Genomic DNA, 2,687 nt, shown 5'->3' on the forward strand with positions numbered 1-2,687 from the left:
GGGGTCTGGGCTTATGTCTATTTCTGATTGCAAAAGAGATTCCACTAAAACAAGGATTGCGACCTAATTTCTTCAGTTTCTTCATCATCAATATCATCTATTGCAAAAGAGATTCCACTAAAACAAGGATTGCGACCTTAATAGTGGATCTTAGTTGTGATAGTTGACCTAAATTGCAAAAGAGATTCCACTAAAACAAGGATTGCGACCTTAATAGTGGACCTTAGTTGTGATAGTTGACCTAAATTGCAAAAGAGATTCCACTAAAACAAGGATTGCGACAAACAATTTCTTTTCCATTTTATCACCTCTTTTAGTATTGCAAAAGAGATTCCACTAAAACAAGGATTGTAATCTATTAGATAAAGTATAATTTTTTCAGATGGATTATTATCATCTCATTAAGCTAAAATCAACTCTAAACTCCAAGTTCGATAAGTAATAAAAATTTAAGGTAACACCAAAGAAAAATTAAACCTATCACCAAATATTTTGATATGATCTTTTAACACTAATTTAAAAATAATATCATATTTTCTTTTATAACAGCACATAACGACCTAATAATGCCTTAACACTGATTAAAATTCACTATTACCTCAATTTACAAAAATTAGCAATATTAAAATTTATTAACTAAAAAAGACATGTAAAAAACTGTATTTCATAAATGAATGAATCCCTAAAAAAAGTATAAACTTTTATTAATGATACTAAGATAATTATTATATGGTGATATTATGACTAAATGGAAAGCAGTAATCATAGGTTTCATATTAGCTGTAATAGTTAAATCATTTTTCGCCCAATATGAATTTATTGGATTATTAATTGTTGGATTTATCACAGGTTATATTGCACATGACGGAGCACTTAGCGGATTATGGAATGCTGCCGTCGCTGGAGCATTAGGAACAATTGTTTGCGCAATATTATTTGTTTTAATCGCAACTTTAGGCGGAAGTTTATTCGGTATTTTCGGAGGATTGACTGGATTTACCCTCTCAGGAATTGCAAGTGTAACCATAGTATTAGGCTATTTAATTTATTATGCAATTGTAATGGGAATAACTGGAGCATTAGGTGGAATAATAGCTCCTAAAAAATAAATTGGAGATAAAATATGAATATATTTTCAGAGATAAATGTAAAGGCATTAGTTTTTGGAGCTGCAATAGCTGCTGCATGTATAATAATTGGATACCAATATAATGATTGGATATATGCATTTTCAGCAATTGGACTCATTTATGTAGGATATGGTCAGCCAAACCTTAAGATTGGAACTATTATGGGTGCACTTGCTGCTACACCAATTGTAGTCTTAACTTTTCAAGGATATTTAGGAACTTTTGATGGATTCTTCTTAACCGAAACTGGAATAATGTCTGTGGCAATTTTAATTATTGGAGTTGGAGCTTTTATCGGTTTTGTTGGTGCATGGACTAAAAGAGATCGTGTAAAAGCATTAGAACAATATAATAAACAGAAAAATATCGGTAAAAACAAAAACAAGAAAAAATAAGTTGAAATCCAACTTAAAAATAAAATTTTAAAAAAAATAAAAAATAATAACTGTTTATGTTATTATTTTTTCTAATTCTTCTCTTTCTATTGCACGTTTAATTTCAACAGCAATTCTTCTACCCATGCTCATTGGTTTTCCATAAGTTAAGTATGAATAAGGACAACCATCCATGAATGTGTTTGTACCACCATCAGTTCTTGCACTGATTTCAAAACAGATTACTTCTAAATTATCATTTACTAAAGTTTGCATACAGAAAGGACCATTTAGTCCTGGAGCAACTAATTTTTTAGCACTTTCAGTTAATTTATCAGCCATATCAAATACTTGTGGAAGTAAAGATTCGCGAATTACTGCAGGATGGTTACCAGTGACAACATAAGAAGGGCTTAAATCAATATCTAACTGATCTTTTGCAGGCATTCTTACAAAACCATCAATACTGGATTCATATCTTGTATCCATACCCATTAATTCAACAGTATCATCTAATGCAGAATAAAAGTAATGTATACAATAGTTACAACCAGAAACATATTCTTCAATATGTGCTGCTTCAACATCTTTATCTTCTAACCATCCACGTGCTTTCATAGCTTCAATTTTTGCATCAAACTCTTCGGTAGATGAAGCAACAAAGTAACCTCTTCCACCTCTTGCGCCTGGGAACTTAACCATTACTGGTCTGTCGATTTCTGAAGGACCCTCATATTTAAATGGTATTCTTACGCCACCTTCGACAAGTAATTGTCTTTCTTTGTCTCTTTCAGCTTCCCATCTAAGGACATCCCTATTACCGAACATAGGAACATTGAACTTATCTTCAACATTATCTAAACCAGCATATGCAACAAAAGATCCATGAGGAACTACAATGGCATTCATATCTCTAAGTTTTTGTTGTACATCTTCATTTACAATGTCTTTAAATTCATCGACAATGATGTATTCATCTGCAACACCAAATCTTTGATATGGAACTTCTCTTCCTTTTTCACAAACAATAGCTGTTCTAAATCCTTCTTCTTTTGCACCTTGCAAAATATGTAAGGAAGTATGGCTTCCAAGGGTAGCTATTGTTATTTCACTTTTGTCGTATTTAGCCAAGATATCCAAAATATCTTCCTTTTTAACTTTTCCCATTTTATCTCTCCTAAAA

The 2,687-nt window shown here is 31.6% G+C and carries 3 protein-coding genes; 2 read left to right on the forward strand and 1 reads right to left on the reverse strand.

Annotated elements, in window-relative coordinates; genetic code table 11:
• Window positions 1-740: 740 nt before the first annotated feature.
• Both ACR0P1_RS07700 and ACR0P1_RS07705 read left to right on the forward strand, forming a co-directional pair.
• Window positions 741-1,109, forward strand: coding sequence for a DUF5518 domain-containing protein (locus ACR0P1_RS07700; protein WP_432645823.1), 369 nt, complete (start codon window positions 741-743; stop codon window positions 1,107-1,109).
• 14 nt (window positions 1,110-1,123) lie between these two features.
• Complete coding sequence (locus tag ACR0P1_RS07705; RefSeq protein WP_432645824.1) at window positions 1,124-1,525, forward strand: hypothetical protein; 402 nt, start codon at window positions 1,124-1,126, stop codon at window positions 1,523-1,525.
• A 54-nt stretch (window positions 1,526-1,579) separates the two neighbouring features.
• On the opposite strand, the gene ACR0P1_RS07710 is transcribed toward ACR0P1_RS07705, so the two are convergent.
• Window positions 1,580-2,671 (reverse strand): formate--phosphoribosylaminoimidazolecarboxamide ligase, encoded by a 1,092-nt coding sequence (locus ACR0P1_RS07710; RefSeq protein ID WP_432645825.1) that lies wholly within the window; start codon window positions 2,669-2,671, stop codon window positions 1,580-1,582.
• Between the last annotated feature and the right edge of the window lie 16 nt (window positions 2,672-2,687).

It is taken from the genome of Methanobrevibacter sp. (assembly GCF_050872065.1).
GTDB lineage: Archaea > Methanobacteriota > Methanobacteria > Methanobacteriales > Methanobacteriaceae > Methanocatella.

What these genes read in the sequence shown, in the direction of transcription:
- ACR0P1_RS07700 (WP_432645823.1), top strand. Translation starts at nt 741, where the DNA reads ATGACTAAATGGAAAGCAGTAATCATAGGTTTCATATTAGCTGTAATA.
- ACR0P1_RS07710 (WP_432645825.1), bottom strand. Translation starts at nt 2,671, where the DNA reads ATGGGAAAAGTTAAAAAGGAAGATATTTTGGATATCTTGGCTAAATAC.
- ACR0P1_RS07705 (WP_432645824.1), top strand. Translation starts at nt 1,124, where the DNA reads ATGAATATATTTTCAGAGATAAATGTAAAGGCATTAGTTTTTGGAGCT.